The organism is Streptomyces sp. NPDC090022 (assembly GCF_044748145.1).
Taxonomy (GTDB): Bacteria; Actinomycetota; Actinomycetes; order Streptomycetales; family Streptomycetaceae; genus Streptomyces.
In genome coordinates this window covers 326,943-352,347 of sequence record NZ_JBIVFN010000003.1, presented here as the reverse complement: position 1 = coordinate 352,347, position 25,405 = coordinate 326,943, and the positions used below count along the sequence as shown (strand labels likewise).

Sequence of the window (25,405 nt, the reverse complement as noted above, 5' to 3'; positions counted from 1 at the left end):
GTCGCGGACGCCGGGTCCGTGGCGGACGCCTCCTGGACGAGCCTCAGTGCGCTGCCGGGCGGCAGGACATCGGGGACCGGCCGGTCGTCGGCCTGCTCCAGCCCCGCCCGCCCGAGCAGTTCGTCACGGTTCTCCACCCAGCAGTCGTCATGGGGTCCCATCCTGCCGGACCCCGCTGCGGGCCGTTACGGCAGGTAGAGGGTGTACAGCAGCTTGTTCGGGACCGGCGGCGGGGTGCCCTGGAGCACGCCGGTCGTGGCGTTCGTGACGAGGGCCGCCTTGACCTGGGCCGGGCTGTCCGCCGGGCGGAAGGCCAGGTGGAGGGCGGCGGCCCCGGTGGTGTGGGCGGTGGCCATCGAGGTGCCGCTGAGGGTGGCGGTCGCGGTGTCGCCGGTGTGCCAGGCCGAGGGGATGGCGACGCCGGGGGCGAACAGGGCGACGCAGTTGCCGTAGTTCGAGGAGGCGGCCTTGCGGTCGGTACGGTCGGTCGCGCCGACGCTGATGACCTCCGGGACACGGGCGGGCGAGGTGGTGCAGGCGCCGCCGGGCTGGGCGGAGCTGCCGGCGGAGGCGGTGTAGGTCACGCCGGAGGCGATGGAGTTGCGTACGGCGGCGTCGAGAGCGGCGCTGGCGGAGCCGCCCAGGCTCATGTTGGCGACGGCCGGTTTGACGGCGTTGGCCGTCACCCAGTCGATGCCCGCGATCACGCCGGCGATGGTTCCCGCGCCCTGGCAGTTCAGGACCCGTACGGCGACCAGCCGGGCCTCCTTGGCCACGCCGTACGTCTTCCCGGCCGCGACACCGCCGACGTGGGTGCCGTGGCCGTTGCAGTCGTTGCCGTTCCGGCCGTCGCCGACGGTGTCGACGCCGACGGAGGCGCGGCCGCCGAACTCGGCGTGCGTGGTGCGCAGTCCGGTGTCGATGACGTAGACGTGCACGCCGGCGGCCGTGGTGCGGTAGGTGTACGTGGTCGACAGCGGCAGCCGGCGCTGGTCGATCCGGTCCAGCCCCCAGGGCGCGCCGGGTTGGGTGGCGTCGGCCCCGGCCGCCCCGGCCGCGGGCACGGTCACGGTCACGTCCGGGTGGACGGACGCGACCCGCGGATCGGCGGCGAGCCGCCGGGCCTGGTCGGACGTCATCCGGGCGGAGAACCCGCGCAGGGCGGAGCGGTAGACGTGGCCGACGTCGGCTGCGGCCTGACGGCGGACCAGTTCCCGTGCGAGGACGTGGGGGTCGGCGGGGGCCGCCCCCGCCCGGCCGTCCTTGAGCACCACGACCCAGCCGTGGGACGCGCCGGTCGCGTCGGGCGTGTCCGCCGCGGCGGCGGTGTGCGTGGCGGGCACGGGTGCGATCAGCAGGCCCGCGGTGAGCAGGGCGGCGGACAACAGGGCAGCGGGTAACAGGCGTAAGGCTCTCATCCGTGGTGCACCTCGACCTTCGTCGACCGTGTGTGGGGTTGGCCGTACGCGCGCCAAGGTGCCGGGCGTGCCGCGCCCGCACAAGAGTGCGGTACGGGCCCCGTCGCGCGTCGGACCGCTCCGATCCCCCTGGGCGGGGGTACGCCTCGTTCGCCGGCGCCCTTTCCCACCGGGGACGCCCCGGCCCCGCCGGCGACCCCGACGCGGGGGCCGGGGGCGACGCCCGGGAGATGACGCGGCCCCGGCCCCGCCGGTGATCCGGACGCCGGGGGGCCGGGGCCGCGCCGGGTGGGTTACGACGCGGCCGCCGGGGGGAGTTGGGGCGGCAGGGCCGCGAGGAGGCGGCGGGACTGGGTGGTCAGCTGGGACGTGCCCGCGCGGGCCGCGGCCGCGGCCAGGCCGGCCGGGACCGGCCCCGCCGGAGCGGCGCGTTCGGCGCAGTCGGCCGCCACCGCCAGCACCTCCCCCGTGCCCCTGGGCGCTCCCGTCGGCGCGTCCAGCAGCGCCGGGAGGGCCTGCGCCAGCACCGTCCACGTCGTGGCGTACGCCCCGGTGGCCGCCGCCGTACGCGCCGCGTCGGCGAGGCGGTTCGGCTTCACGGTGCCCAGGGAGAGGAGCTCCGCCACGTCCCGGCCCACCCGCCCCGCGTCGAGTTCGCCCCGCGCCGCCAGGTGCAGCAGGGCGTCGACCGCCGCCAGCCGGTCCTCGGCGTGCCGCGCGCCGAGGCCGGTGGCCACCACCAGGTGCAGCACCGGCCCCGCCGCGCCGCCGAGTTCGGCCAGCTGCGGCAGCGGCGCCGCCGCGCCGCGCTCGTCGTCCGTGGCGCACGAGGTCACCGCCTTCAGCAGCCACGCCGCCTGCGTCTCGCGGTCCTCGGGGAGCACCCCCCGCGACAGCGCGCTGTGGCCGTTCCAGTGGTAGCAGCCGGTGTCGCCGTCGTGCGGGCGCCCCAGTGTGCGGAACACGGCGGGGAACTCCCGCTGGAGCGTGGGCCGTTCGCCCGTGTCGACGACGAGGTGGCGGGTGTCCGCGCCCGTGAGGTTCCACCAGTGGGTGGGAGCGCGCCGCGGGGCCGGTTCCCGCACCCGGCGGTGCGCGGACGCCGGCTCGCCGGCCGTGGTGGTGAGCCAGGCGGCCAGCCGCTCGCCCTCGTGCGTCCCGAGGGCGGCCGCCGCCCCGGCGGCCGACGGGTCGCGGCGTACCCGCAGCAGGGCCTGCGCGAAGTCCGCGGGCGCGGGCTCGGCGCCGGCCCGCCCGTACCCGGCGAGGCGGGCCACCAGTTCGTCCGGCTCCAGGGTGCCCGTCTCCCAGGTGGGCGTGGCGAGGAGGTACGGCAGCGGCTCCGTCAGCAGCCGGTGCGCGGCCTCGCGCAGCCGGGCGGTGACGACCTCCTCCAGCGCGGAGTGCACGCAGTCCGGCCGGTGCGGGTTGCCGCGGCGGCGAGCGGGGACCAGGTCCTGCGCACGGACGCGGCCCAGTACGGCGGCGGCCACGACCTCCAGGCCGTACAGCCGCTGCGGGGACGGCGGCCACTCGCCGGCCCGGACGGGCGCGTGCCACCAGCGGTCGGCGAGCGCCGGGCCGAGGGCCGCGGCCAGGGCCGCCCGGTCCCGGTGACCGTGCCGGACCAGGGCGTCGAGGGCCCGCTCGAACTCGGTGACCGTCGGGTCCTGCGTCCTGATCAGCGCGGACACGAGCTCGACGGTCTCGGCGACCGTGTCGGGGCCGGGGCCCTGCCGGCGGCGCGCCGGGGCGGGCGGCAGCGTCTCCTCGTACGGCCCCGGCTCCGCCGCGTCGGCCTGGGCGCCGAAGAGCTCGGCGGCGCGGACCCGGTGGACCGGGCTCAGCAGTTCGGCGCAGCCGGCCAGTTCCTCCCGGAGCGCGGCGTCGGCCGGGTCCAGGTGGGTGGCGGCCAGTTTCAGCGCGCGTTCCTGGAGGGCCGTGTCCTCGTGGCCGAAGACGGTGGCCACCACCGGCAGCAGGTCGGCGCGGGCGGCCGGTTCGCGCCGCAGCACCTTGCCCAGCAGGGTCAGCTGGGCGCGCACCAGCTTCTTCTCCGGGCGGAAGAGCGCCGCCCCGGACATGTCGGCGAGCTGCGCGACGGTGAGGTCGCCCGACGCGGCCAGCCGGGCCAGGATCTGCTGGGCGTGTCCGGCCACCGTCGAGGGCCCGTCGGCGGTCAGCGCGATCCAGTCGGCGGTCCGTTCCCTCTCCTCGGCCGGGGTCAGGTCGAGCCGCTGCAGGAGCAGCAGGTAGAACCGCAGCCGGGTCGGGCGGCCGCCGCGCAGCAGCCGGGAGGTGCAGCCGTCGATCAGGACCCGCCGCTCGACGAGGCCCTCCTCGGCGAGCCGGGTCAGCTCGTACGGCCAGTGGCCGGGGGCCTGCGGGTCGGCGTACCAGGAGAGGGCGGCGGCGGGTTCCGCCGTCTCGAACAGCCGCGGCAGCAGCTCCGTCACGTGCGGGTCCTCGCGCAGGGCGCGGGCGAGCGAACGCGCGGCGCCGGGGCGCCCGGTGGGGAGCAGGGACTGCGCCCAGCCGTGGACGAAGGCGTCGGTGGTGGGGGCGGGGCAGCCCGCGAGCAGGACGAGCTCCCGGATCAGCGCGAAGTCGGCCTCGGCGGTGGCGGCGCGGGCGGCGAGGCGGTGGGCGAGGTCGCCGAGCCAGACGGGATCGCGGTCGGCGAGCAGGGGCAGCAGGGCGTCGGTGTACAGCGAGCGCCCGCCGGCGCGCAGGTCGCGGGCGCCCATCCAGTGGGCGGCGGCCGCGGCTCCGGTGTGGCAGCCGGCACCGGCCAGGAGCAGGCCCCCGCGGATCAGGTCGGCCTCGGCCCAGCGGGTCCAGTCCCAGCCGCGGATCTCGCGGCGCAGCGCGGTGAGTTCGCCGAGCAGCGCCCGCCGCGCGGGGGTGTCCAGGGGCTCGATCAGCCCGGGGATCAGGTCGCAGCGGCCCGCACGGACCGCGTCCAGGACGGCGTTCATCGCACCCCTCCGGAGGTGATCGCGGCGCGCCCGGCCATGCGGGCGGCGAGCGCGTGCTTGCAGGGGCCGCGCCGGCCCCGGTAGTCGGCCCACCACTGGCAGGTGCAGCTGAGGACGCCGCCCGCCGACTCGCGGACCTGGTACGTCCGGTCACCGGAGACGACGTGCGTGGTCGAGCCGGTTCCGCGGCCGTCCGGGCGCACGGCGCCGGCGGCGAGCAGCGCGCGGGCCGCGACGAGCCGCGGGTTGTGCCGCTCGGCGCGCTCCGCGTCGTAGGGCAGCTCGCGGTGGTAGTAGGCGGCGTCGGCGATGTCGTATCCGACGCGGCCGGCGGTGCCCAGCCGGGCCAGGGCCGCACGGACCCGGGTGACGGGCAGCCCGGACTGTTCGGCGAGGTCGGCGGGGTCGATCCGCGGTTCCCAGGCGAGCAGGACGGAGATCAGGTCGGCGTCGGCGGCGGCCTCGTCGGTGGCGAGCGCCTCCAGGACGCCGCCCTCGCCGGAGAAGCCGCGGGCGGGGTCCGGGGAGAGGGTGAGCGTGAGCCGCATCCCGGGCAGGGTGACCTCCCACGCGCCGGCGGTCGGCAGCCCGTCGGGCCGGCCGCCCGCGCCACCGCCGCTCGCGGCGTTCGGGGCGTAGACGCGCAGGCCGGTGGCGTGCCGCAGCACCCGGTGGAATGCGGCCAGCCGCTCGGGGCCGGGCAGGCACACCGCGCCGGGCACGGGCCGGGTGGTGGGCCGCAGGGTCCGGCCGGCGGGGACGGCCCACAGGGCGCCGCGGCCCGCCGCGCCGGAGCCGGTGCGCGGCAGGGCGCGCAGGAACCGGACGGCCTCGGCGGCCGGCAGCTCGGCCCGCAGGTCGAAGCCGGCCGATATCACCTGGGATTCGGCGAAGCCGCGCAGCCAGCGGTCGGGCAGCGGCACCTTCTTCTCGACGACGGGTCCGTCCAGGGTGGTCACGGCCATCTCGTCGGGGCCGACGCGCAGGTGCAGCGGCTCGTCGCCGGAGAGCCGGGACAGGGCCTCGCGCAGGGGGCTGTTGACGTCGACGTTGGTGGTGCCGTGCCCGGTGTCGGCGCCGTCCAGCCCGTCCTGGAGCACGTCGAGGCGGGCGTACACCCCGCAGCATCCGGAGAACGACTCGAACCGCAGGCGGTCGCCGTTGCCGGTCACCACCGGGTCCAGCGAGGCGCGCAGGGAGCGCTGGTAGTAGCGGGTGGCGGCCACGTCGGCGACGGCGAGCAGGCCGCGCGCGGCGGCCTGGGGGTACGTCAGGAAGCCGGCGAAGAACCGCGGATGCGGTTCGGCGCCGACGGGCGTCGTGCCCCCGGCGGTCTCGAGCCCGAGGAGCTGTCCGCCCCCGCCGGGGGTGAGTGTGGAAGGGCGTGCGTAGGCCAACGCCTGTACGGATCGCGTCATGGGCAGGACGCTAGGTCCCGGCACTGACAACGGCCCCTGGTACGGCGGTGCGTGGCCTGCCGGCGTGCCCGGGGGCGGCCGGCGTGGACCCGGGGGCGGCCGCCGTGCCCGGCGCGGCCGCCGGGTGCCCAAAGGCGGCCGCCGTTCAGCCCCGGAACGCGCGCCGGTAGTCGCGCGGGGCGAGGCCCACGCGGCGGACGAAGGCCGGGCGCAGCGAGACGGCGGAGCCGAACCCGCAGTGGACGGCGATCTGTTCGACCGGCAGGTCGGTCTCCTCCAGCAGCTGCTGGGCGGCGAGGACGCGCTGTTCCAGGAGCCAGCGCAGCGGGGGCATGCCCGTGTTGTCCACGAAGCGGCGGGCGAAGGTGCGTTCCGACATGTGGGCGGCGTCGGCCATGCGGCGTACCGTCCAGGGGGTGTCGAGGGCGGCCAGGACCTCGGCGCGGGCGCGGGCGAGCGGGTCGTCGGGGCCGGTGTCCTCGGGGACCGGGGACGGGATGAACTGGGCCTGCCCGCCGGTCCGGAACGGTGCCGTGACCATGGTCCGGGCGATGGCGGCGGCGGCCTGCTGGCCGTGTGCGGAGCGGACGAGGTGGAGGCAGAGGTCGATGCCGGCGGCCACCCCGGCGGAGGTCCAGATCCCGCCGTCGCCGGTGAAGAGCACCTCGGGGCGGACGTCGACGTCGGGGTGGAGGCGCGCGAGCCGGTCGGCCAGCGCCCAGTGCGTGGTGGCGGTACGGCCGGCGAGCAGTCCCGCCTCCGCCAGCACGAACGTTCCGGCGCACAGCGAGGCCACCGGGATGCCGCGCGCGTGCACGGCGCGCAGCGCGTCGAGCACGGCCGCGGGGCGGGGCGTGACGGGGTCGGTGGGGCCGGGGACGAGGACGAGACCGCAGTCGAGGAGCGCGTCGAGACCGTGGTCGGGTACGCGTTCCAGTCCCCCGCCCATGCTGACGCGGGCGCCGTCGGGTCCGCAGACCCGCAGGTCGAAGGTGTTCCGGTCGGCCCAGACCTCGCCGATGACGGAGTAGTCGAAGGCCCGGACGCCGTCGAAGACCACGCAGCCCACGGTTCGGGTGTTCATGGCAGGAAATTATCGATCATCGGCGGCCGGCGCCGTCACGGCCCCCGGCCCGCTCCCCGCAGGCTTGGGGCCATGACGAACACCAGTGCATTCGATGCCCCGCTCACCCTCGACCGCGACGCCGTCCTCGTGGTGGTCGACGTACAGAAAGGATTCGACGACCACGGTTTCTGGGGGCGTCGGGACAATCCCGGTGCCGAGAAGAACATGGCCGCGATCGCCGAGGCGTGGCAGGCCGGTGGCCGGCCGGTGGTGATCGTGCAGCACCAGTCGGAGTCGGGCCCGCTGGAGCCGGGCACCCCGGGGTACGAGCTCAAGCCGGAGCTCGCCGGGATCCGCGCCGACCTGCACATCACCAAGACCGTCAACAGCGCCTTCTACGGCACCCCCGACCTGCACGCGTGGCTGTCCGCGCGCGGCGCGCGGCAGGTCGTGGTCATCGGCATCATGACGAACGTCTGCAACGAGTCGACCGCCCGGATGGCCGGCAACCTCGGTTACGACGCCGTCTTCCCGATCGACGCCATGCACACCTTCGACATGGCCGGCCCGGACGGGGTGACGCTGACCGCCGAGGAGCTGACCCGGGCCACGGCGGCCGCGCTGCACACCATGCGTTACGCGAAGGTGGTCACGACCGAGGCGGTGCTGGCCGCCGCGGGCGGTGGCGCCGCCTGACGATCGCCCGGGTGAGGACCGGCGGCAGCAGGTCCTTGCCCAGCTTGCGCCACCGCGCCGGAAGCGGGCGCGGTGCCGCGGCGCCCGGTACGGGGGCCGGGGCGGGGGCGGACGCGGCGGCGGGGGGCTCCGCCGCCGCGTGCCGCGAGACCGGCAGGGCGGGCGCGACGGCGTTCGCGCCGGCTATGCGGATCAGCGGCTCCCCGGCGACCTCCTCGACGTACAGCTCCAGGTCCTCGCGGCCCGCGGCCCAGGCCTCCAGCGACGTGCGCAGCGGCTCGGGGTCGTCCCAGGTTGCGTAGAGCTTGTTGCCGGTGACGGCAAGGACGTGCAGGCCCTGGGAGGCGACCGCGCCCCAGATGGCGGCGGCGACCCCGGGGCAGTGCTCGGAGCGGTAGTCGTCGAAGGCCACGACGGCGCCGGGCGCGGCCACGGCCCGGGAGGCCGCGATGTCGCCGCGGACGTGTTCGTAGAGGTGCGAGGCGTCGATGTGCACGAAGCGGCAGGAGCCGGCGGCCACACGTTCGGTGACGACGGAGGTCGGCGCCTGGATGATCACGGGCAGCGTGTCGTGGAAGGACAGGTAGTTCGCCTCGAAGGCCGGGCGGGTCAGGCTGGCGTAGGAACCGGTGGTCTCGGCCATGTTCGACGCGTCGGGGGCGTCTGCGCCGAACAGGTCGCAGACGGTGAACGTCTCGTCGTCCCGGAGGTACTGCCCCAGGAAGATCGCGCTCTTGCCGAGGTACGCGCCGAGCTCGAGGAGGTCGCCCCGCCGGCCGGGACCCGGGTTGCTGTGCTGCCGTTCGAGGAACCAGTCGAACATCAGCTGGTCCACGGCCCAGAACCAGCCCTCCACCTCGTCGAGCCGGGTGGGGGTGTTCTGGGCGTTCTTCACCGCTTGCGACATGGGGCGCTGATCCTCCGGAAATGGTGTGGGATCGCCGTTGTTCTCTGGCCACTTCCCCCGTGGTGAGCGCGAAATCTACTCCGCCCGACGCTCTGCGGCCAGGGATCCCGCAATCTCGTCCGGGCCCGGTCCGGTGCCGGGCCCACCGCGGGGCGGCGGCAGCGGGGCCGGCCGGCGCGGGCCTCCGGTCCGCAGGGGGCTGGCGCTGACGCTTTGCCGGCCCTATACCTTTCTTATAACCAGGTTATGCGTTTCCTGCTACCGTCCAGGCGCGGACCGGCGCTGCGCAAGCACGCCGGTCCGACCACGTTCACCGTCGCCGCGTTCCCCGTCACGGCGTCACCATCACCGGCGTCACCGCGTCACCGTCACCGCGTCACCGCACCACCCCACCACCAGGGAGAACAATGCGCCGCCCCACCCAGCCACGGATCGGGGAGCGGCCCACGAGCCGACTGACCGGTGTGGACGCCGTGCGCGGGCTGGCCGTGCTCGGCATGTTCGCCGTGCACGTCGGTCCCGGCCCCGACCCCTCGGGAGCGCGCTACCTGATCCTCGCGGCGGACGGGCGGGCACCCGCACTCTTCACGCTGCTCGCCGGGTTCTCGCTCGCGCTCGCCCAGCGGCACGACGGCCCGCGCGGCCCGCGTCCGCTGCGGCCGCTGCTGATCCGCAGCGCCGTCCTCGCCGCGCTCGGCCTCTGGCTGGCCACGCTCTGGCCCGGCGTCCTGGTGATCCTGGCGTTCTTCGCCCTCTACTTCCTGGCCGCGGAGCCGTTCACGCGGCTGTCCACCCCGGTGCTCGCGGCCGTGGCGGCGGCGAGCGTGATCGTCGGACCCGTGCTGTCGTTCGTGCTGGGGCCGCTGTTCGGGTACACCACGACGGGGCGCGGCGCCGTGCCCGAACTCGCGCACCTGACCAGCTGGTCGGGGGCCGGTGAGGTCCTGGAGCAGCTGCTGCTGTCGGGCGCGTACCCGGTGCTGACGTACCTGCCGTACGTGCTGGTGGGCATGGCCCTCGGCCGGCTGTGCGACCTGCGGGAGGCGTCGGTCGCGCCGCGGATGGCCGCCTGGGGCACGGTGGCGGCGGTCGCCGCGTACGGCAGCGCGTGGCTGGCGACCGAGGTCGGCGGCGGCCGCGAGCGGCTGCTCGCCACGATCGCGGAACGGCATCCGGAGGCGCTGGCGGCGGCGGATCCCGTACGGGCGGTGCTGGGGGCGCAGTTCGGCGCGATACCCAGCACCAGCTGGGACTGGCTGCTGATCGCCGATCCGTACAGCCAGACCCCGCTGGAGACGATCGGCAACGCGGGCGTGGGCTGTGCGCTGATCGGTGTGTGCGTGCTCGCCGCCCGGGCCCGGCTGGGCGCGGGGCTGCTGCGGCCGCTCGCCGCGCTGGGGGCGATGGCGCTGAGCGCGTACGTGGTGCACGCCCTGGTGCTGGCCGGGCCGGCCAACGGGGCGCATTCGTGGCGGGCACTGGCCGCGTTCGCGGGCGTGGCGCTGGTGGCGGCGTGGGCCTGGCAGCGGGCGCTGGCCGGGCGGCCGCTGGGCCGGGGCCCGGTGGAGTACGCGCTGCGCCTGGCCACGCACGGCCGCATCCCGCGGCCGGCCGCGGCGCGCGTCAGCCGCGGAGCTCCGGGGCGGCCGACAGGTGAACGGTCGTGATCAGGTCGCAGGGGCCGGTGCCGGCGCCCCGGCAGACGTGGGTGGCGTCGGCCTCGAAGGTGGCGGTGGCGCCGGCCGCGAGGGGGTGCTCGGCACCGTGGACCACGAGGATCATCCGGCCCGCGGCGGCGTTGACGGTCTCCACCACACCGCGCCGACAGCAGCATGCCGAGGGTGTCGGCGAGCCGCACGAGGGTGGCCGGGTCGGGGTTGCCCTGCGCGTTCTCCAGGCTGACCAGGGCGCCCCTTGCTGACCTGCGGGCGGCGCCGAGCTGCTCCGGGGAGAGCCCGGCGCGGGTGGGCGCGTCGCGCAATGCTGCGCGCCACCGCCTGCGGGGCCTCGGCCGTCTCGGTCACCCGTCCGCCTCTTCCGGTGCTCCACTCCACGCGTCGACACGTCCGCGTATCGAGTTGTCGATGTGCCGATGTGTCTCCATCGCCTACGTGGCACGCATGGCCCACGTGGCACGCATGGCCCACGTGGCCCACCCGGCCCGCGCGCCAGTCGGTCCAGCGTACGCAAGGGTCACTCCAATGGACCATCGAGGTCATCCTGGTGTACCGTGCGGGTCATTCCATTGCACCGAGAGGGCTGCTGAGATGACCGTCTTCCATCTGTCCCCCGAGGTCGGCGAGGCCTTCCCCGGCACCCTGATCGCGCTCGTCACCGCCGAGGGCGTGCGCGGGGAACGGCCGTGGCCCGAGCCCGCGGCCGCGCTCGACGCGATGGAGGCGGAGGTGGCCGCCGGCAGCTGGCTGCCGGCCGACGAGCACGACCCGCGGCTCGCCTCCTGGCACGCGGCCTACCGCGCCTTCGGTACCAACCCACGCCGCGAGCGCCCCAGCGTCGACGCCCTCGGCCGCCGGCTCGCCCGCAAGGGCGCGCTGCCGAGGATCAATCCGGCCGTGGACACCTACAACACCGTCTCCGTACGGCACGGCCTGCCCGCCGGGGCCTTCGACCTGGACGCCGTCGCGGGGGACGTCACCATCCGGTTCGCCACCGGCGCCGGTGCCGCGACCGAGGAGTTCACCCCGCTCGGCGAACCCGGCACGGTCGAGCACCCCCGGCCCGGCGAGGTCGTCTACGCCGACGCGACCTCCGTCCTGACCCGGCACTGGAACCACCGCGACGCCCACCGCACCCGCGTCACGCCCGCCTCCGCGCGGGTCGCCTTCCTGATGGAGACCGTCGACGCCGCGCGCGACGGGGACCTGCTGCGCGAGGCCGCCGGGCAGCTCCGGGACTGGATCGCCCCGCACGCCGACGACGTGCACGTGCGGTACCTGAGCCCCGCCCTTCCGCACACCACGGCCTGACCGCGCCGCACACCCGGCGGGGCGAGGCGGGACGGGACGGACGGGACGGACGGGACGGACGGGACGGACCGGTTAATCGCTGGAGCACGGCCGCACCGGATACCTACAGTGACCGGGCACCCGACCCGACACCGAGCCGACAGAGCCGAGTTCCCCATGCGTACGCACTATCCCCGCACCCCGCACCTGCCCTGGTCCCCGGGTGCGTCGTCGGACGACGTACGGGCCGGTGATCTGGCCGGGCTGCTGGGCCGCGAGGTCGTGGTCACCGAGAAGCTCGACGGGGAGAACACCACCCTGTACGCCGACGGGCTGCACGCCCGCTCGCTCGACTCCGGCCACCATCCGTCGCGGGCCTGGGTCAAGGGGCTCCAGGGGCGGATCGGGGCCGGGATCCCGCACGGCCGGCGGATCTGCGGCGAGAACCTCTACGCCCGGCACTCCCTCGCGTACGAGGAACTCGACAGCTGGTTCTACGGGTTCTCCGTGTGGGACGGCGAGCACTGCCTGGACTGGGACCGCACGGTGCGCTTCCTGACCCGGCTCGGCGTACCCACGCCGCCCGTACTGTGGCGCGGGGTCTTCGACGAGCGAGCGCTGCGCGGGCTGCGTCTGGACACCACCCGTCAGGAGGGGTACGTCGTACGGACCGTCGCCGGGTTCGAGCGCGCCGCGTTCGGGCGGCACGTGGCCAAGTGGGTGCGCGGCGGGCACGTCACGACGGACACGCACTGGATGTACGCCGCCGTCGTCGAGAACGGACTCGGGCCCGCGGCCCCGCTGTGGGCGGTGCGTTCGGGCGCGGCGCCCGACGTGTCCGGCCTGCTGGCCGCCGCCGGGTACGCCGGCACGGCGCGCTGGTGGCCGGAGGCGGCCCTGGACGCGGCCGGGGCCGTGGACGCGGCCGCGGGCGTCGCCGTGGACCCGGACGCCGCGGCGGCCGCCGGGGCCGAGGCCGCCGCGCGGCTCGACCTGCTCGGCCGCACGGGCGAGGCCCGGCTGGCGGGGGTACTGGCCGCCGCCCTGCACACGGCGCGCCGCGCGGAGCTGCTGCCGCGGCTGGCCCCGGCCCTGGGGATGCCGCTGGCCCGGCGGGTGGCCGATCTGGTGGGGCTCCAGGGGCAGTTGCACCGGCCGTTCCCCGACGCGGAGCGGCGCGGGGGCCTGGTGCGGATGGCGGCGGCCGCCGATCCCGGCGTACTGCACGCGGTCGCCGGGGCCGTGGCGGCGGTCCGCGAGGACCCGGCGGCGGCCGAGCAGGTGGCCTGGTCGGCCCTGCACGCCGAGGAGGCGGGACTGCTGACCGGGGGCGCGGCCGGCGCACCCCTGGAACCACTGCGCGCCGCACTGCGCGCCTCGTTCACGGGACGGCACGCCGGCGGATCCGGCCGCGCGGACCGGGCGGCCCAGGCCGACCAGGCGGACGACCACCGTGACCCGGCCGACGTCGGCGACGCGGCGGACCGCTGCTGGGCGGAGGCCCTGGCGGCGTACGCACGGGGGCGGATCACGACCCCCGAGGAGGCGGTGGCGGCGACCTGGCGGTGGCGGGACGGGGCGTTCCCCCGGCTCGTGCAGCTGGTCGGGCCGTCCGGGAGCGGCAAGAGCACCTTCGCCCAGGGGCTGGCGGCCCGCGAGCGCGTCTCGCTGGACGACCTGCGGGCGGCGCGCGGCGCGCGCTCCGACCAGAGTGCCAACGAGGCCGTCCTGCGTGCGGGGCTGCACCGGCTGGACACCGCGCTCGCGTCGGCCGCGGCCGACGGCGGCACGGTGGTGTGGGACGCCACCTCTCTCAACGACCGCCAGCGGGCCCTGGTGGGCGAGGTCGCCCGGAGGCGGAACGCGCTGGTCACGCACGCCGTCGTGGTCGTGGCCGAGGAGGAGCTGCGGCGGCGCAACAGCACCCGCGCGCATCCGGTACCGGCGGACGTACTGACCACGCAGCTGCGCCGGTTCAGCCCGCCCTACCCCGGTCAGGCGCACCGCACCTGGTACGTCGGGGCGGACGGGGCCGTCGAGGACACGGCGGGTGCCCTGAAGGACGAGGACGCGTGATGCGTGATGCGTGATGCGTACGGCGAGCGGACGCGGCACCCGCACCAAGGAAGGGACGCCTGATGCGGACCAGTGAACAGCTCTACCACCAGGTCCGCTGGGACCCCCGGTTCGACCCGGCCCGCTTCGTCCTGGGCCTGCACCAGCGCGGGGCCGCGCCCAAGCGCGTCCCGCTGCCGTCCTTCGTCCCGGGCGGCGACATCCCCTGGCACCGGGTGCTGTTCGTCGAGGCGGACGGCGAGCTGGTCTGGGACCGGGCGGCGGGCGTGGACCGGATCGACGAGACCGGGGCCGGGCGGGTGCGCGAACCCCGGCGGCTGCGGGCGCCCTTCTTCACCGCGCGGACCCCGTACGCCTGGGACCCGGCAGGCGGCGGCGCCTGGCGGCCGGCGCCACCGGTGGCGGGGACCGGGCCGACGTCCAGGTCCGGGCCGGGGGCCGGCCCGTCGACCGTCCGCGTCCTGACGTGGAACACCCTGTGGGACCGCTACGACGGGCACCTCATCGACACCGCCCGCCGCCGCCCGCTGCTGCTGGCGGCCCTGGCGGCCGCCGACGCCGATGTGATAGCCCTTCAGGAGGTCGAGGCCGGGCTGCTGGCGATGCTGCTGCGCGAACCGTGGGTGCGGCAGGCGTACACGCTCGGCGGTGACACGCGCGGACGGGACGTGGACGAGAGCGGCCTGCTGCTGCTCAGCCGGCTTCCCGTGCGGGAGGCCGGGGTGCACGCGCTGGGCCCGCACAAGGCGGTCGTGGCGGTCACCGTGGCGACGGCGGGCGGCCCGCTGGTGGTCGCCGCCACCCATCTGACGAGCGACCACAGCGCGGACGGCGCCGGGCGCCGGCGGACCGAACTGGGCCGGCTGGCCGAGGGGCTGGCCGGGATCGAGGGCGACGCCGTCGTGGTCGGCGACTTCAACGACGGGCGCGGCGGGGCCGCGGGGCCGGCCGCGGCCCTGGGGCTGCGGGACGCCTGGAGCGAGACGTACGGGGCGGACGACGCGACCCCGACCTTCGACCCGGGCGTCAATCCGCTGGCCGCGGTGTCCTCGCTGAGCGGCCGGGGCGCGCGGCTGGACCGGATCCTGCTGCGGACGGCCGACGGCGGCGACGGACCGGGGTCCGCCCGGATACGGGTGCTGCGGGCGGCGCTGCACGGGGACGCGCCGGCGACGGCGGACGGCCTGTACGTCTCGGACCACTTCGGAGTGGCGGCCGACCTGCTCCTCGACCCGACGGACACGGACGTGACCACCGGGGCGGCCGGGGCAGCCGGGACTGTCGCGACCTCCGAAGACCCGGTGACGGCGCGGACGGCGGTGGCGTGGATCCCGCCGGCCGAGCTGTGGCCGCCGGTCCAGGACCTGCGCCGGGAGCTCGACCCCCGGTTCGACCGGTGGCCGCCGCACGTGAACCTGCTCTTCGGCTTCGTACCGGAGTCCGCCTTCGAACATGCCGTCGCGCTGCTGGCCGAGGAGGCCGCCGGCACGCCCCCGTTCACCGCGCGGCTCGCGGGGGTGGACACCTTCGGGCACCGGGAGGACGCCACGGTGTGGCTGGACCCGGCGGCGGACGGCGCCGCGGCGGCGGCATGGGCCGGACTGCGGCGGGCGCTGGCCCGGCGTTTCCCGCACTGCCGGGGACGGGCGGAAGGGTTCACCCCGCATCTGACGCTGGGGCGGACCTGGGACCCGCACGCGGCCGTCGCCGCCTGCACGGCCCGGCTGACCGGGCTCCCCCCGACGGCGCCGGTCGGCGAACTGGCCGTCCTGTCCCGGCGCGGCGACGAGCCGATGCGGGTACGGGCCACGGTGGCACTCGGCACCGGAAAGGTCCGCTGGCTGCCGGACACTCCGTCACATTCCGTTGCCCTTACGGACGATGGTCACGCGGACGCGGTGGCCCGGCGGTTGGCGGCTGCCCTGCCCGAGGGCGTGGTCGAGGTCGTCGGGTCCCGGCGGATGGGGTGCGCGCTGCCGGGGGCCGACCTGGACCTGGTCGCGGCGCTGCCGGGCGGCGCCGACCTGGCCGGCGTACGGGAACGGGTGGGCGCTGCGCTGCCGGAGGCCGTACGCGTACGGGAGGTGGTCGGCGCCCGGGTCCCCGGGCTGCGTTTCGGCGTCGGCGCCCTGGAGGTGGACCTGGTGGTGGTGCCCAGCGGTGCGGTCCCGCCCGGCGAGGCGGTGGCGCGGCGCGCGGAACTCGGCGAGGAGGCCGCCATGGCGCTGAGCGCGGTGAGCGACGCGGCGGCGACCGCACGGGACGGAATCGGCGCGCGCGGGGATGCGTTCGGGCCGCTGGCGCGCCGGGTGAAGGCGTGGGCGAAGGCCCGCGGGCTCGACTCGGCGCCGCACGGCGGGCTGCCGGGCGTGGCCTGGTCGGTCCTGGCGGCCCGGACGGTGCGCGAGGCGGACGACCTGACGGACCCGGAACTCCTGCGGCGGTTCTTCGCGACGTGGGCGGCGTGGGACTGGCGCGAGCCGGTCGCCCTGGTCCCCACGGGGCAGCCGCGGTCGGACGGGCCGGTGACGGTCATGACCCCCTCCGCCCCGGTGCGCAGCTGCACGCGCCAGGTCGGCGCGGGCTTCCGGGACCTGCTGGTGCAGGAGTGCTACCGGGCGTGGGAGCTGCTGGAGGCGGACGCGCCGTGGGCCGAGGTGGTCTCGCCGCCACCGCTGCACCGGCGGCATGCGGCGTGGGCCGTGGTGAGCGTACGCGCGGACGGGGAGCGGGAGTTCACCGCGACCCTGGGCCGGGTCCGCGGGCGGGTACGGTCGCTGCTGTCCGTGCTGGAGGAGGCCGGCGTCGCGGACGCGCACGCCTGGCCTCGCCCCTTCGGAGCGGGGCCGTCGTCGGCCCGCTTCGCGATCGGCCTGGGCCCGACGCCTCCGGACGCGCCCACCTTGTCCACGCTCACGGCGCGCTGGTGCCGTGACGTCCCGGGCGTCGAGGTGACCTGGGCGGAGGGCGGCACGGTACCGACCCTGCGCTAGCCGCCGGACGCCACGGCCCGGACGTCCCCCGTACGCGCGCTCGAACGCCGAGCAGCCCGGAACCGCCGCCGCGTGGAACCGCCGTTGCCCGGAGACGTGCAGGTCCCCGGTCACACCTCGATGATGATCTTCCCTGCCGTGTGACCGGTCCGGCTCAGTTCGAACGCCTCGGCCAGCCGGGCGAGCGGGAAGGTGGTGGCGACCGGGACCGTCAGCAGTCCCGCGTCGGCGAGCCGGCCCAGCTCGGCCAGGTCGCTGCCGACGGGCCGCACCCACATCCACTGGCCGCCCGCGCCGAGCACCCCGGGGTCGGCGATCGACGCGTGCCGGCCGCCCTCGCGCAGCACGGCGCGCGTGACGTCCAGGACCCCGCCGACGAAGTCGGCGACCACGCTCACCCCGTCCGGGGCCAGCGCGCGGACCCGGTCGGCCAGGCCGTCGCCGTACGCGACGGGCTCGGCGCCGAGTTCGCGCAGCCGGTCGTGGTTGCGCGGCGAGGCGGTGCCGATGACCCGCGCGCCGAGCGCCCGGGCGATCTGCACGCCGAGGGATCCGACGCCGCCCGCGGCACCGTGCACGAGCACGGTGTCGTCCTTCCCCGTGCCCAGACGGGTCAGCAGCTGATACGCGGTGAGCCCGGCCAGCGGCAGCCCGGCGGCCTGGTCCCAGTCGAGGGAGGCGGGCTTGCGGGCGACGGCGCGCACGGGGACGGACACGAACTCGGCGAAGGTGCCACCGTGCACGTAGTCCTTGCGCGCGTACGCGATGACCTCGTCGCCCTCCGCGAACTCGGGCGCGTCGATTCCGACCCGTTCGACCGTCCCGGCGACGTCCCAGCCGGGGACGACGGGGTGGACGACGTCCATCAGGGCGTCGAGCCCGCCCGACATGATCTTCCAGTCGACGGGGTTGACCGCGGCCCGCCTGACACGGACGAGGACCTCGCCTGGCCCGACCTTGGGCAGCGGCAGCCGGGTCTCGGCGAGCACCTCCGTGCCGCCGTAGGTGTGGTACGCCATCGCCCGCATGGTCTCCTCGGACATGTGCCCGGCCTTCCGTCGTGAGCTCGAGGTGTCTGCCGGCCCCCATCCCACCACGGCACACGGTGCAGGATGGTGATCCGGGCGCGGTGGCGCCCGTCGCCGCGGACGGCGCGCGTACGGGTGGCGCAATCCACGGCGGCCCGTCAGCCCGGCGGCAGCGACGCCCGGCACCAGGCCTGTCACCCGCGGGCGTGTGGCTGCTGCCCTACTTCGACGCCTTCACGGTCGCCTCCCAGCCGCGGGAGCTGCTCTTCCCGGGCGCGGCCTGGGACCGGGCCTTGTCGAAGGGGCAGGCCGGCAACTTTCCCGTGCTCCTCGTCGACGGGACCGTCGCCGGCGTGTGGCACCAGAAGAAGTCGGGTTCCAAGGTGGCGATCACCGTCGAACCACTGACCGACCTCACCACCCCCCAGCTCAGGCGACTCGACGAACAGGTGGAACGCATCGCGGCGATCCAGCACGCCCGCCCGACCCTGACCATCGGCCCCGTCGGCGTCGGAGCCCACGCCTGACGTCACTCGTACTCCGTGCCGCCCTTGCGGGTCAGGTACGCCGGGCTGACCGCCTTCGCGATCGCGCGGCCGCCGACCACCGGGCTGTAGCGCTCCGTCGCCGGGCGGATCACCACGCCCTCGCGCAGGTGGGTCTCGCGGCCGGAGACGGTTTCGCGGCCGGTCGCCAGTTCCAGGACCCGGTCCAGGTCGTACGGGCCCTCGAAGAGCCGCGGGACCAGCGGGAGTTCACCGTCCGCCAGCACCTGCGCCGGGTCCAGCCAGCGCACCTCGCCGTCGATCTCGACGGACACGTCGAAGACGGCGTACCCGGGCCCGGCCTGGGTCCGCGCGTCCGTCCCGTACGCCAGGTCCTGCACCCCCGCGCCGTACACCTCGCCGAAGACGCCGACCCGGGTCGCTCCCAGTCGCCCGGCCAGCCGGGCCGCGGCCTCCGGGACGCCGTGGCCGCGTACGGCCCGCCAGTACAGGTTGCGCTCGTCCTCCTTCAGCGCGAGCCCCTTGCCGCCGAAGCCCTTGGAGGAGACCAGCACCCGCTCGCCCGCCACGACGTACGTCACCAGGCAGGCGGTGCCGTGCAGCTTCTCCGTCAGGACCACCGGCTCGCCGGGCTCGAAGATGTGCGGGTAGCGCTGGAGGTTCTCGATGTCCACCCACGGCAGCAGGTCGGGCGCGGACTCGACGTCGCCGCTCATGTTCGTCGGCACCGGCGGCGCCCACTTGGTGATGCCCAGCCGCTCGGCGAAGTCGGTGCCCTCCTTCGCCGCCACGGCCAGGTCCTCCCCGGCCAGCGCGGCCGGCCGACAGACCAGCCCCTGCGACAGTTCGCCGCGCAGCCGGACCGCCTTGACCCGGTCCGCGCCGCTGCCGGCCAGCCGTCCCGTCAGGCCGAGTTCGGCTATCAGGTCCGCGGGCAGGACGGCCTGTTCGGGGATGTAGAGGGCGAAGTCGCCGGAGCGGTACGCGCCTTTGGCGACGACGGCGCGGTAGAGGCCCACCTGGGCCAGCTCCAGCGCGTCGGCGTCGGGGTGTTCATGGATCGTCAGTTCTTCGACGGTGACCTTCAGCGTGGACATGGCAGACCTCCTGCGGCGTCGGGATCAAGGCGATCAACGTGGGCAACGTGATCAACGTGGTCGGCGCCCACTCTCCGGCCTGCCATTTCCGCTGGTCCAGCGGTTAAAGAGGGGCTACCCTGACGTCCGCCCCGGGGCCCGCTGTCTCATGGCCACCCGGCCGGCCCAGTACGTGACGATCATGAACCAGAAGAGCGCCGCCCCGACGCCGCCCAGCACGACCCGGTCGGCCGCCCGCACCCCGAACGCGGCCATCACGAACAGGGCCACCGCGTACAACCCCAGCAGCCCGGCCGCCAGCGCCATCGCCCTGACCGGCCGGCAGCCCCGCACGATCATCAGCATCGGGCGCCGCAACCGCGGCGGGATGCGGTGGCGTTGCCACAGCACCCACCCGCCCCACAGGACCGCGACCAGCGCGGCGCCCGCCCACGGGACGGCGGCCGGGGCGTCCGGCACCACGGTGGTGACCAGCGCGATGACGCTCCCGCCGAGCGTGGACCAGCGGGCGGAGGCGGCGACGCTCCAGGCCATGGTCTCCAGGTTGAACCGGGCGTGCCGGTCGTCGGCGTCGAGCGCCGCCGACTCCGCGAACCCCTCGACGGCCCGCCGCCAGGCGCGCGAGCTGAACCGGCCGCGCTTGCGGTCCAGCAGCGCCAGGTTGTTGTGGGCCTCGCTGCTCTGCGGGTCCAGGCGCAGGGTCGTCTCGTAGGCCGCCCGGGCGGTGGTGTGGTCGCCGACCCGGTGCGCGGTGAGGCCGACCATGAAGTGCGCCGAGGCCTCCTGCGGTTCCAGTTCGACGGCCCGCCGGGCGGAGGCGTACGCGTCCTTGTGCAGCACCCGGTTGGTGCTGCGCTCCAGGACGAGGGCGAGGGTGTGGTGGGACCCCCAGAACAGCGGGGCGAGTTCGACGCAGCGCCGGGCCGAGGCGACGGCCTCGTGGAGCCGGCCGAGCCGGGAGAGGGTGTCGGCCCGGACCATCCAGGCGTACACGCTGTCCGGCTCGGCGCGCAGCGCCTCCTCGATCGTGGCCAGTGCGCCGGGCAGGTCCCGCAGCGACCGCCGGCAGCGGGCGAGCAGGACCAGCGCCTTGGCGTCTCCGGGGTGCTGGGCCAGGTGCTGCGAGGCGAGGGCCGCGGCCTCGTCGTGGCGGCCGAGGTCGTACAGCAGGTCGGCGCGCTCCAGGGCACCGCTCATGCCGGCCCGGACCCGGGTCGCACGGTCACGGCGGTGGTCGTACCGGTCACAGCTTCCGCTTCTTCTTCAGGTAGGCGAGCAGATCGTCGTACATGCCGCCGTCGTTGGCGAACATCGCCACGTTGCGGGCGGCCGCGAACCAGGGCTCGCTGGAGGGGCGTACCTGCTTCGCCGCGCCCAGCAGGTCCGCCATGTTGATCATGCGGACGGTGCCGGTGCGGGCGGAGTCGAGCAGCGCGGTCTCGGCGGCCGCCTCGCAGACGTACGCCAGGTCCGCGCCGGAGAAGTCCACCGTCGCCTTGACCAGCTTGCCGAGGTCCACCGCCTCGATCGGACGGTCGCGCAGGTGGTAGCGGAGGATCGCCTCGCGGGCCCCGGCGTCGGGCGGCAGGACGAGCAGGGTCCGGTCGAGGCGGCCGGGGCGGCGCAGCGCGAGGTCCACGTCCCAGGGGACGTTGGTGGCGGCGAGCACGAACACGCCCTCGTCCTGGGCGCTGTCGATGCCGTCGAGCTCGGTGAGCAGCTGGTTGACGACGTTGCGCAAGCCCGTGTGGTGCGAACGGCTGCGCTTGGCGCCGAGGGCGTCGAGCTCGTCGAGGAAGACGACGCAGGGCGCCTTCTGGCGGGCGGCGCGGAAGATCTCGTGGATGTTCTTCTCGGAGCTGCCGATCCACATGTCGAGGATGTCGGAGAGGGTGACCGACATGAAGCTGGCGCCGAGTTCGCCGGCGACGGCGCGGGCGATGAACGTCTTGCCGCAGCCGGGCGGGCCGTAGAGGAGCAGGCCGCCGCGCAGGCTCTTGCCGTAGAGCTTGCGCAGTTCCGGGTTGCGCATGGGGGCGAGGAAGGCGGCCTCGAGGCGGTCCTTGACGTCCTGCATGCCGCCGACGTCGGCCAGGCGTACGGCGTGGGAGCCGTTCCCGGGGGTCTCGATGTCCCAGGCGACGGCATCGGTCTCGCCGCGGCCGTCGGCGCTGAGCGGCGCCTCGAAACCGGCGCGGGCGGCGGCGTCGTGGCGGCCGTCGCCGTCGCCGTTGCCATCGGTGGAGGACACGAAGCGGGGCTCGACGATGTGACCGACGTCCTGCTCGGCGGCGTCCCAGTCGAAGCGGGTGGGTGCGGCCGGGCCGTCGGTCCCGGTCCCGGCGGGCCCGTTCGGGGCGGGGGCGGGGGCGGAGGCGGGGGCCGCGGGCACCGTGGGCTCGGCAGGCGCATCGGGCGCGGCGGGCGACGCGGGCGCGGCGGGCGACGCGGGCGCGGCGGGGACCGTGGGTCCGCCCGCGTCGACGGCGGGGCCGGGGGCCTGCGCCGGCAGTCCCATCGCGCGCGCCATCAGCGCGCGGGCCTGGGAATCGCCGGGCGCGTGCTGGAGCGCGACCGCGGCCTCGGTCACGGCGGCGTCGTTCCGGCCTGCGGCGAGCAGCAGTTCGGCCAGGTGGAGCCGCAGCGGGACATCCTCGGGCGCGGCCGCGACGGCCGTGCGCATGCTCCGGATCAGGGGGGACTCGTCGGACATGGGCTCACCCTATGGAGTGAGCACCCGATTCCCGAAACGGGAATCCCCGCTCCGGTCCGGGGCGGGCCCGGCATACCACAGCGAGCGCGGGAGGCACCGGACATCACGTCCCGTCACCGTCGTCACCGTCGTCACCGTCGTCGTCGAGGGCAGCAGCGGGGTCGGGGCGGCGACCTGCCGCGCCGGCCCCTGTCCGGCTCGCCGCCGACGGACCCGGCAGCGCGCTCGGGTACGTGCGCGACGACGACGCCGGGGCGACGGCAGCGTCGGTCCGGGCGGCCGGTGCCCGCTGTGCGGCGGCCCGGAGCGACGCGGCCGCCGGCACCCCGGTCGGCCGTCCCGGGCAGCCGGACGAGGTCGCGTCCGCCATCGCCCGGCCGCTGTCGCCCGCGGCCTCGCTATCCGTCGCCGAACGCCGCCCGGGTGTGCGGGCCGTAGACACCGGACGGGTCGCCCGTCAGGCTGCGGTCGCGCTGCAACTGGGCCACGCCCCGCTCGGTCTGCTCGTCGTAGACGCCGGTGGCCGACACGTACGTGAAGCCCTGGCCGAAGAGACGTTCCTGCAGGGCGCGTACCTGCGGCCCCCGGTCACCGCGCCGCAGGGTGCCGGCCGACGGCGGCGCGGCGGTGCCGGGCGCGGCGCTCTCCTTCGGCGGCCGCGCGCCCGCTCCCCCGGACGCCGACGGCGTGGCCGCGGCGCCGGTGGCGCCCGCCGACCCGGCGGCCGACGACGGCTGCGACGGCGTGACCGCCGGTGTACCGGGGGCCGGGGCGGACCCCGCGCGCGGCGGCAGCGCCAGTACGGGTACGGACCGCGGCGGCCCGGAGCGGCCCGGCGGGTCCTCGGGATCCTCGAGCATCAGCAGCAGCCCCATCAGCAGGGCCGGCGCGCCCGCCGTCAGCAGGGCGAGCACGGCGAACGGCGCGCGACCACCGCGCTCGCGCCCCCGATCAGCCCCTGGGTCAGCCCCCCGGCCGGACGCTCGGCGGCCGCCTCCCTCGCGCCCGCGTCCGCCGCCGGGCGCCCGTCCAGGCGCGGTCGCCTCGGCTACGGAATCGGGCACCGAATCAGGGACGGCATCAGGGACTGGGACCGGTACGGGCGCCGCGGCGCCCTCGGCTTCGGGCACCCGCCCGCCCGGGGCCGGGCCGGGCCAGGCCGGCGCGGTGGGCGGTGACGTACGCGCGGACGTACCGACGTAGGGGCGTACGAGCGGCCCGTCCTCGGGGACGGGCCCGTGCTCGGCGGAAGAGTGGGGCACGAGGGGCTCCAGGCGGGAAACGGAAGGAGGGCGGGGGCCGGCGCGGCGGTGCGGTGTCGGCCCCCGCCCGGCCGGTCAGGCCCTGCGGCGCCGTACGCCGAGGACCACGGCCGCTCCCGCGGCCGGCACGACCCCGGCAGCGGGCGCCGGACCGCCGGCCGCACCGGGGGCCCCGCCCGCACTTCCGCCGGTCATGGCCGGGGCGCAGGGGGGACGGAGGGAAGGGAACATGAGCGGGCGTCTTTCGGGTACGGAGCATGCGTACGTGTCGTCGGCGCACTCTTTCCCTCCACGAACACCCAGGTCAAGCCGGATGTCCGAACCACCCCATCCGTCCGTTCCGGCCGGTCGTGCCTGCCCCGACTCGAGCGCCGCAGGGAGCAGTTGGCGGGCCCCCGGCACCCCTGAGCGGAATCACTGCGGCACCCGACGCAGTGGCGTCACCCGTGAGCGTGACCGGATGCCCACGGGGCGGCGCCGCGTACGGCATGGTGGACGGATGCAGTTACGCCGTGCCGTGCCCCTCTCCCTCGTCGCGCTCCTCGCGAGTGCCGGCTGTGTGTCCGTGGGCCCGCAGGCGACCGGCCCCGCGCAGGGCTCCCGTCCGCCCGCCGGGGCTCCGGTGCTGCCCCTCGGCCGGCTGCCCGCGGAGGCGGACGGCGGCGGGGGCACGCCGGCCCCGCAGCCGCCGGGTCCCCAGGACTCCGGGACACCGCCCGCCGCGGGCGCCGCACCCGCCGTACCCGGGGCGCCGGACGCGCAGGGCCGCAAGCGGGCGGCGCAGCCCGCCAAGCCCCGGCGGGCGCCGCGCAAGGCCACGCCCTCGCGGCCCCATCACCGTCCCGCCACGCCCGCGCGGCCGCCGGCACCCGGGATGGACGCGCTGTGCGCGGCCGCGGAGGGCAACGTCCCGCCCGCCATCGTCGACCTGTGCGTCGGACAGTACGGTCGGCCGTGACCGGAACAGGGCGGGCTTGACCCTCTCCCTGTGTCAGGGCCTCGACTGGGATTCATCATGTTCACCATCGGAGATTTCGCCCAACACGGCCGGGTGTCGGTCCGCATGCTGCGTCACTACGACGCGCTCGGACTGCTGCGCCCCGCGCACGTGGACCCGTACAGCAACTACCGCTTCTACGAGGCCGGGCAACTCGCCCGGCTCAACCGCATCATCGCGCTCAAGGACCTCGGCTTCAGCCTCCAGCAGGTCGGGGCGGTCCTCGACGAGCAGGTGAGCGCGGCGGAGCTGCGCGGCATGCTGCGGCTGCGGCAGGTGGAGCTGGAGAGCGCCATGGCCGCCGCGGCGGAACGGCTGACCCGGGTCGAGGCGAGGCTCCGGACCATCGAGAGCGAGGGATCCATGTCCGACTACGACATCGTCGTCAAGAGCCTGCCGCCCGTCCGGCTGGCGGAGCTGACCGGTATCGCGGCGAGCTTCCGCGGCGAGGACATCGGGCCGGTCATCGGCCCGCTGTACGACGAGCTGTGCGCCCGCCTGGACGCGGCGGGCGTGACGCCGACCGGGCCCGGCCTGGCGTACTACGAGGACGCGGACGGCGCGGCGGGGGCCGGGGACGCGGAGGACGGGAACGCGGGCGACGGGGAAGCGGAAGAGGGTGCGATCGTCGTGCACGCCGGTCTGCCGGTCGCCGCGCACATCGCCGCCGCGGACCTCGGCGCAGAGGTACGCATCGTCACGCTGCCGGCGGTGGAGCGCGCGGCCACCGTCGTGCACCGGGGCGCGATGGACGACGTCCTGCCGACCGCGCAGGCGCTGGCGCGCTGGATCGACGCCCACGGGCACCGGTCCACGGGGTACGCGCGGGAGCTGACGCTGGCCTGCCCGCCGGACCGGGGACAGTGGGTGACGGAGCTGCAGGAGCCGCTGGCCTGACCGAACGCCACGGCCGTCGGCCCGGACGCTACGCGGACGGGCCGTCGGCCGCAGCGGTGGCGGTGGCGGTGGCGGTGGCAGACGCGGTGACGGTCGCGGTCACCGGGCGGCGCAGCCTGCGCAGGGCGTCGCCGCCGCGCCGGCGCAGTTCGGCGGGGGCCATGCGGGCCCGCTGACCGCCGCCCGCGATCAGGGCGTTCACCGGGGTCAGCGGGTCCGCCGCCATCGCCTTGGCCAGCAGCACGCCGAGCACGAGCGGGACCAGCGCCACGGCCAGGGCCGAGCCGGCGGTGGTGACGTGCTGGAGGCGCGGGCTGCGGGCGCCGGCGGCGGAGGACTCGGTGTGCGTCATACCTCCATTGCAGCGGCTGGGTCGCGGCGGGGAAT

General features: G+C 76.2%; 20 protein-coding genes. 8 read left to right on the top strand and 12 right to left on the bottom strand.

The genetic code is table 11. The features are described from left to right. Positions 1-185: 185 nt before the first annotated feature. The 4 genes from ACIPXB_RS09445 to ACIPXB_RS09430 form a co-directional block, all read right to left on the bottom strand. Positions 186-1,418, bottom strand: a complete 1,233-nt coding sequence (locus ACIPXB_RS09445; RefSeq protein WP_401446726.1) for a S8 family peptidase — start codon at positions 1,416-1,418, stop codon at positions 186-188. Between the two features lie 293 nt (positions 1,419-1,711). Continuing rightward, positions 1,712-4,396 carry a DUF6493 family protein gene (locus tag ACIPXB_RS09440; RefSeq protein ID WP_401446724.1) on the bottom strand — a complete coding sequence of 895 codons (2,685 nt, stop codon included), beginning with the start codon at positions 4,394-4,396 and terminating at the stop codon, positions 1,712-1,714. Beyond that, positions 4,393-5,814 carry an SWIM zinc finger family protein gene (locus tag ACIPXB_RS09435; protein WP_401446722.1) on the bottom strand — a complete coding sequence of 474 codons (1,422 nt, stop codon included), beginning with the start codon at positions 5,812-5,814 and terminating at the stop codon, positions 4,393-4,395. Before ACIPXB_RS09435 ends, ACIPXB_RS09440 begins: the two co-directional genes overlap by 4 nt. A 145-nt stretch (positions 5,815-5,959) precedes the next feature. Further along, positions 5,960-6,898 (bottom strand): GlxA family transcriptional regulator, encoded by a 939-nt coding sequence (locus ACIPXB_RS09430; protein WP_401446720.1) that lies wholly within the window; start codon positions 6,896-6,898, stop codon positions 5,960-5,962. A gap of 72 nt (positions 6,899-6,970) precedes the next feature. Here ACIPXB_RS09430 and ACIPXB_RS09425 point away from each other — a divergent pair, with 72 nt between their 5' ends. Then, complete coding sequence (locus tag ACIPXB_RS09425) at positions 6,971-7,576, top strand: cysteine hydrolase family protein (RefSeq protein WP_401446717.1); 606 nt, start codon at positions 6,971-6,973, stop codon at positions 7,574-7,576. Here the strand turns inward: ACIPXB_RS09425 and ACIPXB_RS09420 are convergent. Beyond that, a complete protein-coding gene (locus tag ACIPXB_RS09420; protein ID WP_401446715.1) occupies positions 7,530-8,483 on the bottom strand; it encodes a class I SAM-dependent methyltransferase in 954 nt (317 codons plus the stop codon). The genes ACIPXB_RS09425 and ACIPXB_RS09420 overlap by 47 nt on opposite strands. Before the next feature lie 407 nt (positions 8,484-8,890). Between ACIPXB_RS09420 and ACIPXB_RS09415 the strand changes: the two genes are divergently transcribed. Further along, a complete protein-coding gene (locus ACIPXB_RS09415; protein ID WP_401446712.1) occupies positions 8,891-10,150 on the top strand; it encodes a DUF418 domain-containing protein in 1,260 nt (419 codons plus the stop codon). On the opposite strand, the gene ACIPXB_RS09410 is transcribed toward ACIPXB_RS09415, so the two are convergent. After that, positions 10,107-10,298 carry a hypothetical protein gene (locus ACIPXB_RS09410; RefSeq protein ID WP_401446709.1) on the bottom strand — a complete coding sequence of 64 codons (192 nt, stop codon included), beginning with the start codon at positions 10,296-10,298 and terminating at the stop codon, positions 10,107-10,109. The genes ACIPXB_RS09415 and ACIPXB_RS09410 overlap by 44 nt on opposite strands. Positions 10,299-10,750: 452 nt before the next feature. On the opposite strand from ACIPXB_RS09410, the gene ACIPXB_RS09405 reads away from it, so the two are divergent. The 3 genes from ACIPXB_RS09405 to ACIPXB_RS09395 all read left to right on the top strand — a co-directional run bounded on the left by ACIPXB_RS09405 (position 10,751) and on the right by ACIPXB_RS09395 (position 16,518). Next, a complete protein-coding gene (locus ACIPXB_RS09405; RefSeq protein WP_401446707.1) occupies positions 10,751-11,470 on the top strand; it encodes a B3/4 domain-containing protein in 720 nt (239 codons plus the stop codon). Between the two features lie 156 nt (positions 11,471-11,626). Beyond that, positions 11,627-13,525: an RNA ligase family protein gene (locus ACIPXB_RS09400; protein ID WP_401446704.1), complete on the top strand. Its 1,899-nt coding sequence runs from the start codon at positions 11,627-11,629 to the stop codon at positions 13,523-13,525. 62 nt (positions 13,526-13,587) lie between these two features. Next, positions 13,588-16,518: a poly(A) polymerase gene (locus tag ACIPXB_RS09395; protein ID WP_401446701.1), complete on the top strand. Its 2,931-nt coding sequence runs from the start codon at positions 13,588-13,590 to the stop codon at positions 16,516-16,518. A 110-nt stretch (positions 16,519-16,628) separates the two neighbouring features. Here the strand turns inward: ACIPXB_RS09395 and ACIPXB_RS09390 are convergent, their stop codons facing one another. Further along, on the bottom strand, positions 16,629-17,546 hold the full coding sequence (locus ACIPXB_RS09390) for an NADP-dependent oxidoreductase (protein WP_401447163.1): 918 nt from the start codon (positions 17,544-17,546) through the stop codon (positions 16,629-16,631). 32 nt (positions 17,547-17,578) lie between these two features. Here ACIPXB_RS09390 and ACIPXB_RS09385 point away from each other — a divergent pair, with 32 nt between their 5' ends. Beyond that, the gene (locus tag ACIPXB_RS09385; protein ID WP_401446698.1) at positions 17,579-18,073 is read left to right on the top strand and encodes a DNA glycosylase AlkZ-like family protein; all 495 of its coding nucleotides are present in this window, start codon (positions 17,579-17,581) and stop codon (positions 18,071-18,073) included. Positions 18,074-18,075: 2 nt separating this feature from the next. On the opposite strand, the gene ACIPXB_RS09380 is transcribed toward ACIPXB_RS09385, so the two are convergent. The 4 genes from ACIPXB_RS09380 to ACIPXB_RS09365 all read right to left on the bottom strand — a co-directional run bounded on the left by ACIPXB_RS09380 (position 18,076) and on the right by ACIPXB_RS09365 (position 22,776). Next, a complete protein-coding gene (locus ACIPXB_RS09380; RefSeq protein ID WP_401446695.1) occupies positions 18,076-19,149 on the bottom strand; it encodes an RNA ligase (ATP) in 1,074 nt (357 codons plus the stop codon). Between the two features lie 114 nt (positions 19,150-19,263). Next, positions 19,264-20,346 (bottom strand): tetratricopeptide repeat protein, encoded by a 1,083-nt coding sequence (locus ACIPXB_RS09375; protein ID WP_401446692.1) that lies wholly within the window; start codon positions 20,344-20,346, stop codon positions 19,264-19,266. 46 nt (positions 20,347-20,392) lie between these two features. Further along, complete coding sequence (locus tag ACIPXB_RS09370; RefSeq protein ID WP_401446689.1) at positions 20,393-21,862, bottom strand: ATP-binding protein; 1,470 nt, start codon at positions 21,860-21,862, stop codon at positions 20,393-20,395. A 398-nt stretch (positions 21,863-22,260) separates the two neighbouring features. Beyond that, entirely contained in the window at positions 22,261-22,776 is a 516-nt protein-coding gene (locus ACIPXB_RS09365) for a peptidoglycan-binding protein (RefSeq protein WP_401446687.1), read from the bottom strand. 847 nt (positions 22,777-23,623) lie between these two features. On the opposite strand from ACIPXB_RS09365, the gene ACIPXB_RS09360 reads away from it, so the two are divergent. Together ACIPXB_RS09360 and ACIPXB_RS09355 are read left to right on the top strand one after the other, a co-directional pair. Continuing rightward, positions 23,624-24,082, top strand: a complete 459-nt coding sequence (locus ACIPXB_RS09360) for a hypothetical protein (RefSeq protein WP_401446684.1) — start codon at positions 23,624-23,626, stop codon at positions 24,080-24,082. Positions 24,083-24,139: 57 nt separating this feature from the next. Further along, positions 24,140-25,018 (top strand): MerR family transcriptional regulator, encoded by an 879-nt coding sequence (locus ACIPXB_RS09355; protein WP_401446681.1) that lies wholly within the window; start codon positions 24,140-24,142, stop codon positions 25,016-25,018. Between the two features lie 28 nt (positions 25,019-25,046). Here ACIPXB_RS09355 and ACIPXB_RS09350 read toward each other — a convergent pair whose 3' ends face one another. Beyond that, on the bottom strand, positions 25,047-25,370 hold the full coding sequence (locus tag ACIPXB_RS09350; protein WP_401446678.1) for a hypothetical protein: 324 nt from the start codon (positions 25,368-25,370) through the stop codon (positions 25,047-25,049). Positions 25,371-25,405 lie beyond the last annotated feature (35 nt).

Excerpts from the sequence above, each read along its gene's own strand:
- ACIPXB_RS09445 (WP_401446726.1), bottom strand. The coding sequence starts at position 1,418 with ATGAGAGCCTTACGCCTGTTACCCGCTGCCCTGTTGTCCGCCGCCCTG.
- ACIPXB_RS09440 (WP_401446724.1), bottom strand. The coding sequence starts at position 4,396 with ATGAACGCCGTCCTGGACGCGGTCCGTGCGGGCCGCTGCGACCTGATC.
- ACIPXB_RS09435 (WP_401446722.1), bottom strand. The coding sequence starts at position 5,814 with ATGACGCGATCCGTACAGGCGTTGGCCTACGCACGCCCTTCCACACTC.
- ACIPXB_RS09430 (WP_401446720.1), bottom strand. The coding sequence starts at position 6,898 with ATGAACACCCGAACCGTGGGCTGCGTGGTCTTCGACGGCGTCCGGGCC.
- ACIPXB_RS09425 (WP_401446717.1), top strand. The coding sequence starts at position 6,971 with ATGACGAACACCAGTGCATTCGATGCCCCGCTCACCCTCGACCGCGAC.
- ACIPXB_RS09420 (WP_401446715.1), bottom strand. The coding sequence starts at position 8,483 with ATGTCGCAAGCGGTGAAGAACGCCCAGAACACCCCCACCCGGCTCGAC.
- ACIPXB_RS09415 (WP_401446712.1), top strand. The coding sequence starts at position 8,891 with ATGCGCCGCCCCACCCAGCCACGGATCGGGGAGCGGCCCACGAGCCGA.
- ACIPXB_RS09405 (WP_401446707.1), top strand. The coding sequence starts at position 10,751 with ATGACCGTCTTCCATCTGTCCCCCGAGGTCGGCGAGGCCTTCCCCGGC.
- ACIPXB_RS09400 (WP_401446704.1), top strand. The coding sequence starts at position 11,627 with ATGCGTACGCACTATCCCCGCACCCCGCACCTGCCCTGGTCCCCGGGT.
- ACIPXB_RS09395 (WP_401446701.1), top strand. The coding sequence starts at position 13,588 with ATGCGGACCAGTGAACAGCTCTACCACCAGGTCCGCTGGGACCCCCGG.
- ACIPXB_RS09390 (WP_401447163.1), bottom strand. The coding sequence starts at position 17,546 with ATGCGGGCGATGGCGTACCACACCTACGGCGGCACGGAGGTGCTCGCC.
- ACIPXB_RS09380 (WP_401446695.1), bottom strand. The coding sequence starts at position 19,149 with ATGTCCACGCTGAAGGTCACCGTCGAAGAACTGACGATCCATGAACAC.
- ACIPXB_RS09375 (WP_401446692.1), bottom strand. The coding sequence starts at position 20,346 with ATGAGCGGTGCCCTGGAGCGCGCCGACCTGCTGTACGACCTCGGCCGC.
- ACIPXB_RS09370 (WP_401446689.1), bottom strand. The coding sequence starts at position 21,862 with ATGTCCGACGAGTCCCCCCTGATCCGGAGCATGCGCACGGCCGTCGCG.
- ACIPXB_RS09360 (WP_401446684.1), top strand. The coding sequence starts at position 23,624 with ATGCAGTTACGCCGTGCCGTGCCCCTCTCCCTCGTCGCGCTCCTCGCG.
- ACIPXB_RS09355 (WP_401446681.1), top strand. The coding sequence starts at position 24,140 with ATGTTCACCATCGGAGATTTCGCCCAACACGGCCGGGTGTCGGTCCGC.
- ACIPXB_RS09350 (WP_401446678.1), bottom strand. The coding sequence starts at position 25,370 with ATGACGCACACCGAGTCCTCCGCCGCCGGCGCCCGCAGCCCGCGCCTC.